Here is a 16,839-nt window from a genome sequence, read left to right as displayed (position 1 = left end):
GTTACATTAATGGCTACTTTTAGGACTTTTGCTTTCTATTTTTGATATAAATTAAACTGCTTTGCTAAATATTTACCAGTCAAACTATTAGATTTTCGAGAAATATCCACAGGTACACCACTTGCAATAATTTTTCCTCCTTGTTGTCCTCCTCTAGGTCCCATATCAATCATATAGTCACTGTTAGCCATAATATCCAGGTCATGCGTAATAGTAATAATAGTGCCTTCTTGTTCAAGCAGTCTTTGAAACACTTGTAAGAGGGTTCTAACATCTTGTGCATGCAAACCTACTGTTGGCTCATCAAAAACAAATAAAGTACCTTTTTGTCTTTGATGAATATGGCTAGTTAATTTTAAGCGCTGTGCTTCTCCTCCTGACAAAGCCGGAGTAGATTCTCCTAAATGAAGATAACCTAATCCCATGTCACGCAATGTTGTAATTGTTTTATTAATTTTTGGCACTTCTTGAAAAATTTCTTCTTTTAAGGCATCATCTACTGAGTAATCTAAAACATCAGCAATACTCAAGTTGTGCCATTTTACCTGCAAAACTTTTTGATTGAAACGATGGCCTCCACAGACAGAGCATGTTTCAACCATGTCAGGTAAATATTGAATATCAAGTGCAATCACACCTGTACCACCACATGCAGGGCATGCACCTTCTTTATTATTATATGAAAAATGAGATGCGCGATATTTTAACTTTTTAGCCAATGGTTGTTTGGCGAAAAGCTTACGCAAGTTGTCCATAACATCTGTATATGTTGCAACAGTTGAGCGCTGATTTTTACCAACTGGCGTAGAATCAACACTAACTATATTTTTAATGTCACCATTCTTTAAGTTCTTAACCCAACTAGGCCCATCATTTTGATTTTTCTGTGCTTTAAGCGCTGGAATTAAGGAATCAAGAATTAAAGTAGTTTTACCAGCACCTGAAAATCCAGTAACAGAAGTTAAACGATTGACAGGTATTTGCACATGCAAGTTTCTTAAATTAAAACGTTCAGTAACATCAAGTTCTACTTTGCCGCGTTTAAAAATTTGGTTTTTATCAGCCCTGGGGCGAACAAATAGTGGTGCCTTACCTGTTAAATAAGGCCCAATCAAAGATCTTTTGTCATGTTCTATCTCTTTAGGTATTCCCTGGGAAATAATTCTTCCACCCTGACTACCTGAACCTGGACCAATTTCAATCACCCAATCAGCCGCATTAATAATGGCAGTTTCATGGTCAACAACAACTAAAGAATTGCCTTGATTAACCAATTCATGAAATACGTCAATTAGCCCGGCTACATTGTCTGGGTGTAAGCCGACCGATGGTTCATCTAAAACATAGAGCACTCCTGTAGTTTCGGTGCGTAGCGTTCTACCAAGCTGGATACGTTGAAGTTCCCCAGTGGAAAGACTGCTTGCTTGTCTATCTATGCTCAAATAATCTAGTCCTAATTTTAATAAAGGTTTTACTTGATGCAGCAATTCACCCGTTAAATTTGCTGCTAAGTCCTGCATGTCTTGTGGCAAACATGCTAAAATTTCATCCATATATTGCTCTAATTCACCTAAAGTCAGTTTCTCAGCTTCAACAATATTTTTGCCAGCAACTAACTGTTGCCAGCGACTAGGATCAATCCGATAGCCATGACAGCGTGGGCAAGTGCTAAATTTATAAAAAGAGTTAATTCTTTGCAATCCTCGCTCCGACTTCGTAGTTTTACGCGAGTTAGCCACCGCATTATAGGCATTCTCATATAGCGCATCAAGGTGATAAACCCGACCAGTTGAAGTTGGCAAGTCAATGGGAACTTTTCGCTCTTTACCATGAAGGACAATGTCTTTTTCTTTAGCATTCAACTCTTTATATGGGATATCAGTACGTACACCTAATTCACGGGCAATGCGCCACATCCAATTTCGACCAGGAATTTGCCAAGTGGCTACCGCACCTTTTTCAAGCGTTAAATTTTCATCAGCAATAATCTTACTATCATCAATCTGCTCAACCGTTCCTAGACCCTGGCATTTTTGACACGCACCATCTGAATTAAACGCAAAGTCTTCAGCACTAAAAGCATAAAATTGTATGCCACATGTAGGACACGTCAAGCGACCCATTGCTTTCCCAGTTAAATCCATTGCTTCCGCAATTTTTATGGTTGGTGGAACTCTGTGACCATTAGGACATACGGGTGAACCTAATCGGGAAAAAATTAGTCGTAGGATATTAAAAACTTCTGTCACTGTGCCAACGGTCGAACGCACACCAGGAACAGCCGGTCGCTGCCTTAATGCCAATGCTGAAGGGATATGCTTGACTTCATCTACTTGTGCACGACCAACTTGGCTAATTCGTCTCCTAGTATAGGCTGCTAGAGAGTCAAGATAACGTCTAGCACCTTCTGAATAAAGAATACCCATTGCTAAGCTGGATTTTCCAGAACCGCTTAAGCCAGAGATGGCTACAAATTTATGTAAGGGAATATTAACGTTAATATTTTTGAGATTATTAACTCTACCACCGATAACTTCAATTTTTGACGGTTGTTCTTGGTACTTCATTAATGATTATCCTTTCTTTTAATTGGCTTTAATGGCTTATTGGGTTTCTTCAACAAGTATTGCCTGATTGCTTGAATTACCTGCTTATTTTGCGGCAAGTCTGAATGATCAGCTTTTTCACCTGTAACTGTTATTGCAGTATAGTTCTTGACCTGATTTTGAAAAATAAATTTTCCGGCCGCGACACTTGTTTCGGGTACGATCCCATCTGATTCATAATTTTTGCCCCCAGAAAGAGAATAAACTTTTAAAAATGGTGGTAGTTTTTCGCGATTTTTAATAAAATCTGCTAGCATTTGCGTCCGATTATTAATATTACTTTCCGTAAAGTTATAAGGAGTTCCTAAAGTCATTAACTTCTTTATCTTAATGTTATCAGAATATTCAGAATAATAATGTTCCAGCCAATAAGTCCAAATTAAACCACCATTAGAATGACCAAACGCTTTAAAATTATTAAACTTATAGTTTTGAATTAGTGATTCAAATGCCACATCCAACCACTTTGCCTGTTTTTTAATATTTGTATAACCGTCTTTATTGTTATCAAAGCCAATAATAATAAAGGGCTCCAAATCGTTTTTACCAATAGAGCCACTGTAAGTTAGTTTTGCTTCACGTGAAACTTTAATTTTTATTACACTGTGTCTATTGAGAGTAGTTTTATTCAACTCATCAATTAAATCATTGAAACGTTCAGTTGTAGCACTGGAACCAGGTACCATTATTACAGGCGAAAGCAGCGACTTGCTAAGTTCTGCTCTTGATTTATTATCCTTTTTCATCCAAAAGAAACTGGGGACAGCCAGCATAATTAAAACAATTATGACCAAGACTAACCATTTATAATTAGGATTTTTACGCATCTGATCGTTCCTTCTTCTGATAAGCAATTCTTATTCCGATTTTTTCATTAATTCTAATTACTGGCAAAAGCAAAATTATATCTAACAGAAACAGCAGTAATGTAAAAATCAGCGTTGGCCAATTACCATTAGTACCGAAAAATGAAACTAAAATTCCCGGGGTTCCTTTTAATATTTGATAAACACTAACAGGAATAATATGTACGCTAATAGCAAAAGCAGCCAAGGTCATATTAATAATCGGAATTAAAACACTAGGCAATATGAATACAGGATTTAAGATTAAAGGCAAACCAATTGTAAACCCTAAGGTAGAACCAAAAGCAGCTGGCAATAAATTAATTTTAGCATTTATTTCATTTTCTCTATTACCTCGCCTTATCAAAAGCAACACAATCACAGCTAAAGCAACACTAGCACCACCCATTATGCCATAGCTGTTAATGAGTGAACTGCCCAAATATTTATACGGCACATTCCAAGAATTACCGTGTTTTAATGTATAAGTTAAGTTTTCAGCGGTGAAAGCATTGTTAACCGTTCCCGATAAAGACCGCAACGGATAACCAATCCCAAGCCAGTCTAAAAAGGTAATTACGGCGGAGAGTATTAATACTTCGCCAAAATTATTAGTTGTCTGAACTCGACTGACAATTTCATTAAAACTGGCAGAGTTAAGCAACTTAAGTTGTAGTTCATATATCAAAATACCCAAAAGAATGCCCAGCATTAATGAAATACCACTAGGTAAAACAGCATCCCCTGCCCTTTTTTGAATTACTTTTGTGCCTTCATCTTTTACGTAAGAAAAATCTTTCCCTAATAAATGAAATATTTGTCCCACACAATATCCTATAATTAAGGCTATAAAAACCGCATTAATTTGTAACAAACTGGCAGTAAACGGCATGCGGGCATTACGACCACTACTAGATGCATATGAACAAAAAAGCATAATTAAAACCGCTGTTAAGCCGGCCATGGTTGAATCTTTATGGTAAAGCCGTGCAGTATAACGGGCCATAAAATAACTGGCATAGACGCCAAAAACACCAAAAGTAATTTCTACCATTCCGCGACATACAAAAGAACCACCATACCAAATGTGATCTAATAAAACTGTATCTAAATTAAAAATATTATAAATCAGTCCATTGGGTGTAAAAATCAGATCATTAAACAGCTTAAAATATGAGCCAACCACTGCAATCGGCATCAGTATTGCCATGGTATGCCTTGTCGCACGAAAAAAAGAAAATTCCTGCATACGTGCTACGATATCGATAGTAAATTCTTTCATTAATTCTGATCCTAACATTGAATATTGTATTTAAAATAAAATAATACTCTATTTTTTTATTGCTAGCTATTTTTTATGCCGTTAATTATTTTTTCTTATTAGTTATGAATAAAATGGTATAATGAATGTATATTTTAAGGGGTTTAAAAATGAGCAGAAAGAAAATCGAATTAACTGAAAAAGTAGCAAAGTTAACAGAAAAATATTTAGAAGTTAATGATACCGATTTTAATGACTTAATTAACAAGGCATTAAAGCTATACCTGATGGATCACTTGAATTCCAGTCAAATCAAAGAAGCCCTTAAAAAGACCGATGATTTCAACTCTACATATGCTGGCAAATGGTTTCAGGAGAGTATTGAAGACCTGAACAAATACTAATTTTTTAAATGGACACTTAAAAAGAGTCTGGGAAAAAACTCTAACCTAACTAAAAAAGACCGACAAATCACGTCAATAAAACGTTGATTTGTCGGTCTTTTTAAATTGTGAAATTTTTTAATTTAACTGCAAAGAACACTTTTTTCCCAGACTCTTTTAGTTTATTCTCAATTTATTTTTTTAAATAACGATCGCCGGCTAGCCTGCGGTAAAAATTAGCTTTAGTTGTCTGCTCGTAAGGAACTAACCAAATATAACCAATGCCTAAAGTTAGTACACTCAAAAGATACCAGCCAATAAAACTTAAATTTAATACAAATAATTCCCATTTATGCCCGTTCATTAACTGGCGACTTGCAGTAATCGCTGTTGTTGCGTGAACTTCTTGTCCACTTTCTACTAAGTCATTAACAATATATGGCGTCATGGCATAAGAATAAGACTTAATTAAGCCTGGGATAACTAATAATAGAGACCACAGAAATTGAAAAATATACCCACAAAGATAATTCAAAAATTCCGGTACAAACCGGCCATCAGTAAAAGCAGAAAAAATACCTTTAAAAAAGCCTAGTCTTTCTCCACGAGCAAAGTGTAAGAAAGTGACCACCATACTCAACATGAAAAAGTTGCCAATAATGGTTAATCCCGTATCAGGACCAAATTGTCCTGCCCAAAATGCTGGCTTAAACAGCGAATCAATTGAGCCAGTTCCCATGACATCATTCACACTATTCACAGTCTTAAGCGAACCATTTACTACTGGTCTGGCAAAAAAGAAACCAACAAATAGCGTCATTACGAAACCAATACTAATAGCCCAGCCCCAGTTATGACGCAGTTGATTCTTAGCTTCTAATTTTAGTTCTGCTCTGTTCATAACTTATCTCCTTATCTAGTATATATTAAATATATTCTACCCCCTAGCAATCACAGATAGCAAAGAAAACACTAAAAAAGCCTAGTTCCACCAACATCGGAACTAAGCTCACACAGTGTTTGTGCCACCATTACTGACCACATTATAGAAACTTACATTTATTCGTCTTCTTTATCCAGGCTTTTTTTACTCTGGTTAACATAAACCAAAGAGTCTTTTGCTTGGTTAACTAACTTCTTGATTGCTTCTTCACTAAAATATTCCTGCGAACTATTTAAAGCTATACTCATTATAATAGGCAAATTCATTCCAGCTATTATGTGGGTATGCGGTCGATTAATATATTTATAAAATTTTTGGTTCACACTACCAGATGCAATATCCGTAAAAATGAAGACCTCATCTTCTTTTTTAAATTTACTCATTACATTTGCAACTTCTGAATCAATTTTTTTGTTTTCCATGTATGCACATAATACACAAATATCAAGATCTGTATGGGTCAAATACTTTAGAGTATCCTCAATACCCTTAGCCATAGCATGATGTGAAGCAATTACAATTTTTCTATCCATTCAATAACCTTAAGCTTTAAAAATTCCTAAAAATGTTCCACCGAGTGCTATTAAAATTACTAAAAATATAATCTTTGTCGGAGTCCATTTTTTATTATCCAATAATTTATAAATAAAGAAAGTAAACAGAGCTGGTAATAATGCTGGCATTATTTTATCTAAAATGTCTGTTTGAATATTCATTGATACTTTACCAAACTTAAAGACATATGGTACTGAAACTTTAACTACTGTAGCAACTAAGGCACCTATAACTGTGACCCCCATTACTGATGCAGCTTCGGTAAAAGTATTTATCTTATCTCCTAAAGTGTCAATTAGTCTTGTTCCAGATGAATAGCCAACATGGTACAGCCAGACCTTCATGACATTAAATAAAATATTAACTAAAAACCAAATTATTGCTCCAAGCGGATTGCCTTGCAAAGCCATATATCCAGCAATTGATCCCATAATAGTGGGCCAAAGTACCCAGAATATTGTATCACCAATACCCGCTAACGGACCCATAATACTCGTTTTAAAAGATTGAACTGTTGGCAATGCCTTGATTCCATCTTTTTCTTCCATAGCTACCGTGGTACCTAGCACTATATTTGCTAAATACGGAGTAGTATTAAAGTAGTTAAAGTGATTTTTTAGTGAGGCCTGGTAATCTGAGTCTTTCGGATAAATTTTCCGCAATAGTGGAGCCATAGACCATACTAGTGAGGGACCTAGTTGTGACTCATAATTAAATAGATTTACGCATATCCAGTTAAATCGTAACGATGCCCACGTCAAATCTTTTTTTGTAACGTGGTAGCTTGATTTGTTTTCAACATTTTTATTCATCATAATCTTCTCCAGTTGTATCATTTTTAGCTACTGCTTGGTTTTTGCTGTATTTATTCTTGTCAATCTCAGAATTAAAGTACCAGTATGCTGCTGCTAAACCTAATAAAGCTATACCAATTATTGGTATTTTGATAAAAGCTGCCAAAACAAATCCCGCAACTAGAAAAGGTAAAAACTTTTTGACTGGCATATAGTGTAACAACATTGCAATACCAACTACAGGTAATAAGCCACCGGCAACTGTTAATCCGTCTGTTATCCAAGTAGGTATAAATTTCAAAATCATTTTAATTGCAGCTGGTCCAACTAAAACTACTATTGCTGTAGGCAAAGCTGTCTCTACAAAACATAAAACGGGACCTGCGTATCCCCAACGTAACATCTGCTTCCACTTTTTTTCTTCATTAAGAGACTGCATTTTATGAGCAACAAAGTTGGCAATAATTCTGCGTAAAACTTCTAACTGAATTGCTAATAAGCCAACAGGTATGCCGACAGCGATGGCAGTTTTTAAACCTGTACCTGTTCTAATGGCGACAAATGCACCTACAATAGTTGCTAGCCCATAATTAGGAACCGAAGCTCCTCCTAAAGCTGCGACTCCTAACATCATTAACTGGAATGTACCTGCAACAACCATAGCTGTGTGTAAATCACCCATAATTAATCCAGTAGCCAAACCGACTATCACGGGAAAATAGGTCAATAAAACTATCCCATCTTCATCCATAGTCATGTATCCAGCTAAAATAATGATCAGGATATCTTGTAAAATCTCCATTATTATTCTCCTTTTTTATCGAAATAATCTTTCTCAGGATCATTAGGAACAAATTGTAATTTTATCGGAACACCATACTCATGTATTTTATTTAAATCAGCTTTTTCTTTTTCATTTAATGCAATAAATTTAGTGAGTTGCGTACGATCCTCCGATTTAAAAATTATTCCTAAATTCACCTTGGGTATTTTGATCCCTGCATCAAGCATTTTTACTATAGTTTCTGGCTCTTTTACCAGAACAAGTACTCGCTGATTATCATATTTTCCAGCTTTGAAATTATTGAGCGCTTTTTCAGTGTCAATTATTGACATTCCTGTACCAGTCGGCTTCACAATTCTCATGCTTGATTTCATATTTTCATTTTTACTAACTTCATCATCAATAACCATAAATCTGTTGACTTGTAAGTACTGATACCAAGCATTAACTATTACTCCGTGAACCAGTCTCTGATCAACTCTTGCTAATACTACTGTCATACTACTTCTCACTTCTTTTGAAACTCACAGTTTTTTTATCCTTTAATTGCAACAAATATTGCTCACTCTCGTTACATTGACTGATATTTATGTCATGGCCTGAAAGATTTGTAATTATTATTTCGTTATCGTGGCAACTAATATTTGCTGTTATATTGCCTATATGGGCATTTTCCCAACAATAATTAAAATGCGACAGTGGCTGTATAGTTAAAGTGTTGTTTTTTACTTGTATGCCTAAAAATTGTGTAACAAATAAGCTAACGAATGTTCCAGAGGCCCAACCACATTTACCACAGCCAATATCTCTATAAACATCTCCAGGCTTGCCATTAATGGCGTATGGCCACCACCACCATGAACCATCAAGGTCAGACAGATGTAATAATTCATTTAGTTGCTTTGTTCTTTGTTCTTTATCATTGATAAAACCCATAAGAACAGTGATGAAGCCAGGGAAGGTTGCACCGGACTTATCTCCCCAACGTATTCCTCTAATATTTGCTCCATAGGTTGGATTATAGGTACTTGCAGCAAATTTCATAGAATTTTGATATTTCGGATCTTTTAAGTCTAAAAAACCGTAAAAAGGAATCATCGTAGTGTCTGATTCTTCACCATCATGCATTTTTAAATCTATTTTTTGGTCCTTAATAACGTCAGTCAGAAAAATCATACCTTGATTTAAAATCGGCTTATCATAATTATTGACGTCATAAAATTCTTTTTCTTGATCCCCAATTCCTTCCAAAAACTGTTCCCCAAAATGGCCTTTAAAAGTCATATTTTCTAAAATGGCTTTTTTTACTTTGCGGGCCATTTTTTCATAATAGTTTGCAAGTTCTAATTTTCCTAAACCTTGATAGATTCTTGCTAGGGAATCACATGCCTTCCAAAAACAGATATTGCTACCAGTATGATATTTACCTAATGAATAAGCATCACTAATCCAAGTAGAGGAAAAGAGCATCACATCTCCTGGAACTTTCGTGCTGATTTCTGTATCTATAATTTGGCGAGCTTTTTGTAATATAACCGGATGATTTACAAAAAATGAAAGATCATTAGTATACTCATAATAAAGTCCTGCAAGAATAATTGCTGACATAGAATTACTTAAAGAATGTTCTATCCCACCTTTAAATTTCTTACTCTTGAATCTCACACCGTATTTGGTAAACCATAAAATCTGTTTTTGGCATAATCTAGCATCAAAGAAAACGGAAGGCAATGTCGAATAAAACATATCCTTGTTCCAAATTTGTTCAGTTGCAGGTGTACTTCCCCAATGACTACCAACGCTTTCTCCTTTTTGGTTCTCTGCAAAAGCCGATAGGCTTTGATATATTGCACGATTAAAGAGATGCGGCAACCTGTTATCTTCCAGTTGCAAATCCCCGTAAATATTCTTATAGTATTCAATTGTATCTTTTAGCCATTTAACTGTATCGGCTTTTTCAAAGATATTGATTTCACTGTAAGCATTGGGATCAATTAGTCCAATGGAAAAAGTTTTGCATTCATGCGGCTTAACATTTTCATTAACTAGATTGTCTTGAGCCACTATGACATTAAACTGATCTGAATACTTGTTTTGATATTTTGGTATTTCAAACTGGTTAATAATTAAGTCTTGATCAGTTAAGTTCTCAATATATATCTGATATATGAGCATACTAGGCTTTTTATCCTTCAGAATCGGACAGAAAGGCATTAGAGCAATGTTATATTCCTGATACCTATGAATGAACCTTGGTAAAGAGTCCGCAATTAAGTCAGTATCAAAATTATGATTTTTGTCAGTAAATTTAATTTGTTTTCCGTTTATGATTACTGCGAAGTGTAAATTCTTTGATGTAGTATATTTCTTATGAACCCATACACCTGGCTTTTGTTCTACATAAAAATTTCCTTGAAAAAAATTTAGCTGCTTTACTTCTCCATATATATCTATATTTCCTAAAACTTTTTGATTTGACACATCATAAGAGAAAGAGCTTATTCTTTCATTTAAATTGTTTTTAAAATAACTAAAATTGTTAGTTGTTTTAAATTTTTTATTTATAAAACTAATATTAAAATTGGGATTAATGGTTTCATTAATTATGTTTGAGTACATTTTCATCTATCACTACTTTCTTAATTAATTTAGCTAATTAACAAATTCAACTATTATTTCACAACCCTTCTTCATTTATTTTTGCGGTAATATCTTTAGGCTTATCAGCGGGAACATACTGAACGGAAATCGCCACACCTTTTTGTGCTAATTTCTGGTAAATTTCAAGTTCCTCCTTTGTTGCAAATACTCTACTAGAAAGCCGGACAGCATCTTTTCTTATAATCGTTGACCCAATAGTTAATGAAGGGATTTCTATTCCTTCGTTTAAGAGACGTAAAATAATATCTGGCTTTTTTACAATTACAAATACTTTTTCACGATTATATTGTCCATTAGTAAAATTTCTTAAAGCAGTTTGTTCAGAAATAATTGAAACAGCCATATGTACTGGACGAGCTAAACGCATACTGGCTTTCGCTATATCATCAGACGCAATATCATTGTCTATTACCATAACTCGGTTAGCATTAGAAATTGGCGCCCATTGTGTGACAATTATTCCATGAAGCAATCTGTTATCAATTCTCGCCATTACAACAGTCATAAGAAAACCTCCAAAGACGTTACACTTTTATATAAGCAAAAACTGTGCCAAAAAAAAGAAGCTTGATCTAGCAAGCTTCTTTGATGTAGTCATAGACATATTTTACTTCTATTTCTGGTATTTCGACACTATAATACTGTTCAACGACAGTAAATGAGTTCTTAAATGCTTTATAAAAATTTTTAAATTCATTACTATTTGTTTTACTTAAGTTTATTTCATCTGCCATCCCTTTTTGCATGACCAATCTTTCAATTAAACAACAAATATGAATATACAGGCCAAAACAAGTATTGTTTTTTAAAGAAAGATTTAGTTTCGTTTGTAAAATATATATTGCATCCGTCACTTGTTCTAATAATTTCGTTGGATTCAAAATTGTTAGTTGATCCGTTAAATTGGTAAGACTAAAATTCCTTAAAATATTATTATTAATAGTCTCAAGCTGCTTCTGATCAAAATAAACAGCTAATTTATTAGTTATTTTTTTAACATTTATACCTAAAATCAAGTCTTCTATTGAAAAGAAGGCTACTCCTTTAACTTGAGGATCTAATGTTCCCACTATAAACAAAATATTATAATTTTTTCGTAACTCCGAAATGTAATTCTCTTTAGCAATGGAATAGTAATCAAAGGAATCTATTACTATTTTAGAATTTTTAGGAAAACTTTTTACCATTATCTGTTTTAATTTCATGGCTGTTCCTAATCCACTTTCACAAGTACAAACGATCATATCTTGTTTTTTAACAGATTTTTGAAAGAATACCTCAATTGTTTGATTTTTCTTCACATTCTGTACAATTGAAGCTGTATCAACTTTTAGTTTTATCTGGTTTGCGACATCTAAAGCTATTCCAGTAGATACATTAGTTATTAAAGCAAAATTTTTATTATTACTTATTTCCAATTGTGATGATATTTTTTCAAGCGATCCCATGTCAACTAGAAGCAATAAGTCCGTAAAACTTTTTCTTTTATTCAAATAATTATTGACACGTAGAGCAATTTCTTTACTAGTAACATCTAGTGACATGTCGATAGCATCAAAAATATAATCACCAACCATAGTATTAACCGTTTGTGCAATTGACGAAGCGGTATTAGCACCATGGGCAACAATCAGCGACAATCTTTTTTGAGACTTATGTTCTTCAACCATCAATTTGAACAATATTATAAATAGTAACTCTTCGCCCTCATTTGACGTCAAATCTACTTCATTTTTGAATTCTCTTACTAAGCCAACCTCATATCCCAAATACTGATTAACATCATTTTTAAAATCAGACCACTTCTGAAAATCAACTTCCTTAAAGTCATAATGATAGTTATTTTTATCAAATAAATATAAGATAATTTTGTAAAAAAATGTATCAACACTAATCTTGTAGTCATCTTCAATATGCCTAGTAAACTGTTGAAATTTAAGTCCAAAAAAACTATTTAATGTTTCACTATCAGAAATGGAAATATTGATAAACCGCTTTTTAAAATACTTCTCATAACAGTCAAACAGATTTTCACTGGATTTCTTTTTGATATCTATTGCGTATAAATCTGTAATTATATGTTCTATTGAATTCTTTTGATCATTTTTGGTTAAGTCGCTGACTGCAATAAAACGAGAATTATTAGTGTTTTTTAATTCATTATAATTTTCAAAACCCACTTTTTCAGGTAACTCCATTAATGTGATTTTTAATTCACTTTCTTCAACTTGTTGTATTAAAGCATTTGCACAAGAAAGTTGAATTACGTTTTTTAAATCGCCTACATTCCCTTTAAAAGTATAATGTATTAAAAAATTGACCAAATTGTTAGTAACATTAAGCTTTTTACCTATCTTTTTTTGTTCATTTTTTAAGAAAAACTGGATCAATTCTTTCTTTTCTTGTTCACTTCTTTTATTAAAAGCTGGAAGAAAAACTTTCACAGGAATTCTACGCAATAATGTCGGTAAGATTTTTCTTTCAGGATTTTCAGAAGTAGCAAACACAAATCTACAGTTTGATTTAAACCAGTGCTCATTATCACCAAGCCTATGAAAATTGCCGGTATCCATAAACTGAAAAAGCTTTTCTTGACACTCTTTACTTAATGAATGAATTTCATCTAGAAATAAAACCCCTCCATCAGCTATTTCTGCTAAGCCTTTATTATTTTGTGTAGCACCAGTAAAAGCACCCTTCACGTAACCAAAAAAATTTGATAAAAAGAGTTCCGGATTGTTTGAATATTCACTACAATTAACTGAAACAAATTTAGCAGTTTTAGCTATAAATTTCATTTTCTGTAAATGCTTGTATATAACCTGTGCCAAATAGCTTTTTCCTGTTCCAGTTTCACCAGTTATCAAAATAGGTAAGCCATGAGGGGGATATTGGATAGCCGCTTTAATTTGACTGATTATTTGATATAAGCTTCTTTCACTACCAATAATGGCATCTAAAGGACTAACCGAGTGGCTACTATTCCACACTTTGGCCGCATGAAGGCTTTTAAATGTTTTAGCATTAATCTCTACTTGTGGCAATTTGAAAAAGAGTACTGGCCTTGAAACAATTTTTCCAAAAACTCCTTTTTCCCAATACTCATTTAAATATTGTGAAACCAAATTTCTACTACAATTAAAGTGATCAGATATTTTCTTTGCATTATTTTGATGCCAGACTTCAGAATTTTCTGTGTTTTTTTCTACAAATGTGTATACTTTTTCCCGTAAATTGCTCATATAAAACCCCTATATTTTTATTGCTCATTATAAATGTATCTATCATTATTTTCATGTATACAAAAAGCCTAGTTCCACCAACATCGGAACTAAGCTCACACAGTGTTTGTGCCACCATTACTGACCACATTATAGAAACTTACATTTTCGCTACCGGAGAAAATGACTACTTCCCTATGGTGACACAACAGAATTTTAGCATGCAATTAACCAAAAAACAAGTTTCAACCAATTATATTTGCACTGTCAGCCTTACGGCCAAGCAGTTCGAGCATGATTTGATTAATTTGACTTTTCAACTGGTTAAATTCACCTTCACGTGTTTTATTAGACTGTATAATCACTATCGTTTTGGCATTATTAGTACTGCGCATGAAAGTATAATAGCCCTCTCCTGCACCATTAGCAGTTTTAGTTTTTAATTTTATATTATTATAAAAACCGCCATTATAATAAGCCGGTGGCCCAGACTGGTAAAGCAATTTACGACTCTTTTGGGTTAACAAACTGCCAGAAAGCAGGTATCGTATTACTTTTGCTAGGTCATGATTGGACATCACTACTGAACCAGCTCCTAATTCATTACGAGCTCCTCTTAATGCAACCTTATGCTTAACCACGTCATAGCGGCCTTTGCGGTAAATCATTCCAGGTACTAAATGACTGGAAATAATTTTGCCTGGCTTTGACCACAAGAATTCTGTTTGTTTCAGCTTTAAGGGCTTGATGTATGTATTGCGAAATAACTGTTCATAACTATGACCAGTTATTTTACTCATAATGCCACACAGGTAAACATAATTCAATGAACTATAATGCCACTTATTTAATAAATTAGGTTCAAAAATGGTTTTAGCAGCGTCATGTTGAATATTATCAGAGTCAGAAACAAAATGCTTGCGCCCTAACTTTGTTCCCGGTTTGAGGTCCAGTCCTGCCGTCATGGCTAAGAGATTTTTAATTTTGACTTTTTGTGCTCCAGAAATTTGCGGATAAAATTCACTTAATTTATCCTGCAGGCTTAACTTGCCTTCCTGCACGAGCCGCATAATGATTGCGGCCGTCATAGATTTCTGCACAGAATTGATTAAATAACTAGTGTCAGTATTATTGCCTAAAGCATAGTTAAGCAGTATTTTGCCATTTTTAATGACTAGGATTGAGCCCTTAATTCCTAGGGCATCAACTTGCTGGCGCACTATTTTCCTTTTAAAGATTCTTTTGAATTGTCATTTACCGGATTTTCATCTGTCAAACTAATCTGATATGGCTTTTTTTGCCACTTTCTGCTGTAAAAATAGTTATGAATATTATAATTACATGGCAGATCACTTTGCGCAATGAATGGTTTTACTGCCTGGTCAACAGCTACCCAGCCGCGCCAGCCCAGGTGAATAGTATCTTCCATGAAATACTTTTCACCACCGCGTTTGGATAAATCGGTAACGTTATCAAAACCTTGACTAGCCAATTGGTACTTAATCTTGGATACGGCCTTTTGGTACATTTCCTGTGATAAGCCCGTGTAATTAGACCATTTTTCATTAATCGGCGGGATAATGAACAGCACATTGGTATGCTGCTTGGCAAACTGGTGCAACATCAATTCAAAATCACTATATTCTACCGATTTGGTGTAATTAAAATGGCGCTGACTATGTTTTAATTTGGCTAATAAACGTTTATTCAAACGCCTTTTGTAAAAGCGATTGTTAATACCAAAATTATTAGAATTGGTGTTAAGTGCAGCCTGCTGACTTGCTACTTCGTCTAAAGCCTTGACTGAATACGTATTCGGCAATAACTTGGCCTGTTTGTTAATCTTTTTAATGCGATCGCGCAATTGGAAAGTGCTGAAGAATTTATCTTCATTGTTAAGCATGCGCCGCTGATTTTCTAAGTAAAAACGCTGAAACCCAGTTAATTTTTGCCCCCGGGCAATTCTTTTCATACCTAATTTGATAACGCCCTTCACTTCTGGCATCTGCAAAAAGCGCTTGGCTGCATAGCGGTTAGTTACAGTATCTTTTTTAATTCCTAAGAGAAAATTGCAGGCTTGCAGCGGTGAATAATATAGTGCGAAGGCATCGGGATTTTGCCCCTTCTTGGTAAACCACTGCGGTGAAACGATCACCACGGCCTTTTTGCCTTTGAGCTGCTTAGCAGTCCCCTGCATTTCCAAAAAATGCGCTAAGGACTGACTGCCTGGCCCGCCTAATAAAAATGGCCGGTAATTGCGGTGATACTTTTGCGCAATTACACTGGGATGCAATGGATCAAGCCGTGACAATTCACTTGACCCATAAAAAGGCACATAACCATCCTTAAACGCATCCTGTTTCATTAAAGAGCCCTTAAAAATAGTATTAGTTTGCGAATTAGCCGCCTGATAGATGGCATCCTTAGAAAAAGTCCGCTCCCATGGCATTAGAAAGATGACCAGTAACAAGACTGCAGCGCAGAGCACTGGGCCGAATATCTGCCACAGCCGGCGTTTGTTATTCATTTTCTAAATTTTCCACCTTTGCCACAATTTTATTGGGCGTATCCCATTCATTTCTGTCAAATTCAGAAACAGGTACATCAATTTGGAATTTTTCCTGCAAATTTAACAACATTTGCACACTGGCCATTGAATCCATTAAACCGTTGGCAAAAATATTTTCATCCATTCTGTCTGTTAAATCTTCACCAGTTAAATCTTGTAAAATTGCTAAAACTTCTTTTTTGGTATCCATGTTAAAACTCCTTAAATAAAATTATTG

Annotated in this window: 15 protein-coding genes; 1 reads left to right on the top strand and 14 read right to left on the bottom strand. The window is 34.4% G+C overall.

The window, feature by feature from the left end; genetic code table 11:
- Positions 1-35: 35 nt before the first annotated feature.
- Genes LDM92_RS05105 through LDM92_RS05095 form a run of 3 tightly spaced genes read right to left on the bottom strand, consistent with a single transcriptional unit; the run spans position 36 to position 4,733 of the window.
- On the bottom strand, positions 36-2,567 hold the full coding sequence (locus LDM92_RS05105; RefSeq protein WP_223902312.1) for an excinuclease ABC subunit UvrA: 2,532 nt from the start codon (positions 2,565-2,567) through the stop codon (positions 36-38).
- Complete coding sequence (locus tag LDM92_RS05100; protein WP_223902311.1) at positions 2,567-3,433, bottom strand: alpha/beta hydrolase; 867 nt, start codon at positions 3,431-3,433, stop codon at positions 2,567-2,569. Before LDM92_RS05100 ends, LDM92_RS05105 begins: the two co-directional genes overlap by 1 nt.
- On the bottom strand, positions 3,426-4,733 hold the full coding sequence (locus LDM92_RS05095; RefSeq protein ID WP_223902310.1) for a PTS sugar transporter subunit IIC: 1,308 nt from the start codon (positions 4,731-4,733) through the stop codon (positions 3,426-3,428). The genes LDM92_RS05100 and LDM92_RS05095 overlap by 8 nt, the downstream gene beginning before the upstream one ends.
- A 149-nt stretch (positions 4,734-4,882) precedes the next feature.
- Between LDM92_RS05095 and LDM92_RS05090 the strand changes: the two genes are divergently transcribed.
- Positions 4,883-5,116 (top strand): hypothetical protein, encoded by a 234-nt coding sequence (locus LDM92_RS05090; RefSeq protein WP_223902309.1) that lies wholly within the window; start codon positions 4,883-4,885, stop codon positions 5,114-5,116.
- Positions 5,117-5,288: 172 nt separating this feature from the next.
- Here LDM92_RS05090 and LDM92_RS05085 read toward each other — a convergent pair whose 3' ends face one another.
- From LDM92_RS05085 to dltC, 11 genes are all read right to left on the bottom strand, one after another.
- Entirely contained in the window at positions 5,289-5,996 is a 708-nt protein-coding gene (locus tag LDM92_RS05085; RefSeq protein ID WP_223902308.1) for a DUF975 family protein, read from the bottom strand.
- A 158-nt stretch (positions 5,997-6,154) separates the two neighbouring features.
- Positions 6,155-6,571 carry a PTS sugar transporter subunit IIA gene (locus LDM92_RS05080; RefSeq protein ID WP_109586931.1) on the bottom strand — a complete coding sequence of 139 codons (417 nt, stop codon included), beginning with the start codon at positions 6,569-6,571 and terminating at the stop codon, positions 6,155-6,157.
- 9 nt (positions 6,572-6,580) lie between these two features.
- Positions 6,581-7,420 carry a PTS system mannose/fructose/sorbose family transporter subunit IID gene (locus LDM92_RS05075; protein ID WP_373868648.1) on the bottom strand — a complete coding sequence of 280 codons (840 nt, stop codon included), beginning with the start codon at positions 7,418-7,420 and terminating at the stop codon, positions 6,581-6,583.
- Positions 7,398-8,192 (bottom strand): PTS mannose/fructose/sorbose/N-acetylgalactosamine transporter subunit IIC, encoded by a 795-nt coding sequence (locus tag LDM92_RS05070; protein WP_373868647.1) that lies wholly within the window; start codon positions 8,190-8,192, stop codon positions 7,398-7,400. The genes LDM92_RS05075 and LDM92_RS05070 overlap by 23 nt, the downstream gene beginning before the upstream one ends.
- Positions 8,192-8,671, bottom strand: coding sequence for a PTS sugar transporter subunit IIB (locus LDM92_RS05065; protein ID WP_223902306.1), 480 nt, complete (start codon positions 8,669-8,671; stop codon positions 8,192-8,194). Before LDM92_RS05065 ends, LDM92_RS05070 begins: the two co-directional genes overlap by 1 nt.
- A gap of 1 nt (position 8,672) precedes the next feature.
- Positions 8,673-10,796 carry a glucosidase family protein gene (locus LDM92_RS05060; protein ID WP_223902305.1) on the bottom strand — a complete coding sequence of 708 codons (2,124 nt, stop codon included), beginning with the start codon at positions 10,794-10,796 and terminating at the stop codon, positions 8,673-8,675.
- A 52-nt stretch (positions 10,797-10,848) separates the two neighbouring features.
- Entirely contained in the window at positions 10,849-11,337 is a 489-nt protein-coding gene (locus tag LDM92_RS05055; RefSeq protein ID WP_223902304.1) for a PTS sugar transporter subunit IIB, read from the bottom strand.
- 67 nt (positions 11,338-11,404) lie between these two features.
- Positions 11,405-14,074 (bottom strand): sigma 54-interacting transcriptional regulator, encoded by a 2,670-nt coding sequence (locus LDM92_RS05050; protein ID WP_223902303.1) that lies wholly within the window; start codon positions 14,072-14,074, stop codon positions 11,405-11,407.
- Between the two features lie 224 nt (positions 14,075-14,298).
- A complete protein-coding gene (locus LDM92_RS05045; protein ID WP_223902302.1) occupies positions 14,299-15,273 on the bottom strand; it encodes a serine hydrolase domain-containing protein in 975 nt (324 codons plus the stop codon).
- A complete protein-coding gene (dltD, locus tag LDM92_RS05040; RefSeq protein ID WP_223902301.1) occupies positions 15,273-16,580 on the bottom strand; it encodes a D-alanyl-lipoteichoic acid biosynthesis protein DltD in 1,308 nt (435 codons plus the stop codon). Before dltD ends, LDM92_RS05045 begins: the two co-directional genes overlap by 1 nt.
- Positions 16,573-16,812 (bottom strand): D-alanine--poly(phosphoribitol) ligase subunit DltC, encoded by a 240-nt coding sequence (gene dltC / locus LDM92_RS05035; RefSeq protein ID WP_038524744.1) that lies wholly within the window; start codon positions 16,810-16,812, stop codon positions 16,573-16,575. Before dltC ends, dltD begins: the two co-directional genes overlap by 8 nt.
- Between the last annotated feature and the right edge of the window lie 27 nt (positions 16,813-16,839).

Source organism: Lactobacillus laiwuensis (assembly GCF_019972835.1).
GTDB lineage: Bacteria > Bacillota > Bacilli > Lactobacillales > Lactobacillaceae > Lactobacillus > Lactobacillus laiwuensis.
The sequence above is the reverse complement of the archived record's forward strand: the minus strand, read 5'-3'. Positions and strand labels throughout refer to the sequence as shown.